We start from the raw sequence: 475 nt of genomic DNA on the forward strand, positions 1-475 counted from the left end.
AGTTTAATGAACCGGCCATAAACGTGCTGGTTGGGCTCCATGAACGCCCACCGCTTCCAGTCCTGCGCAATTTTGATCAGGAACAGCCAGCTTAGCCACGTCCGGTTGATGGTATCATACAAAAACAAACCACCCGGCTTGAGCACCCGGCTAATTTCGGCCAGCACCGCATCAACGTCCTGCACGTGTTCGAGTACGTCGCAGCAACTGACGCAGTCGAAGCTGGCATCGGCAAAGGGCAGGCTCTCGCCCGAACCAATCCAGTAATCAATCGTGAGCTTTTGCTGAGGTGCATGACGGCGGGCCGTTTCGACCGACGAAGCCGACGGGTCGATACCCGTTACGCGCATACCCAGTTCGGCAAAGGCTTCGGCCAGTATCCCGCCCCCGCAACCTACGTCCAACAGCGTCGTGTTTCGGAGGTCGACGTACTGTTCCCGCAAAATGCGGTTGAAATAGCCCATTCGTGCTGGAT

General features: G+C 56.8%; 1 protein-coding gene. It reads right to left on the reverse strand.

Translation table 11 applies throughout. The annotated features are described in order from the left end of the window. On the reverse strand, window positions 1–475 hold a 475-nt coding region (ubiG, locus tag D7Y13_RS50060; RefSeq protein ID WP_120631093.1), incomplete at both ends, for a bifunctional 2-polyprenyl-6-hydroxyphenol methylase/3-demethylubiquinol 3-O-methyltransferase UbiG.

It is taken from the genome of Corallococcus praedator, assembly GCF_003612125.1.
In the GTDB taxonomy this organism is placed as follows: domain Bacteria; phylum Myxococcota; class Myxococcia; order Myxococcales; family Myxococcaceae; genus Corallococcus; species Corallococcus praedator.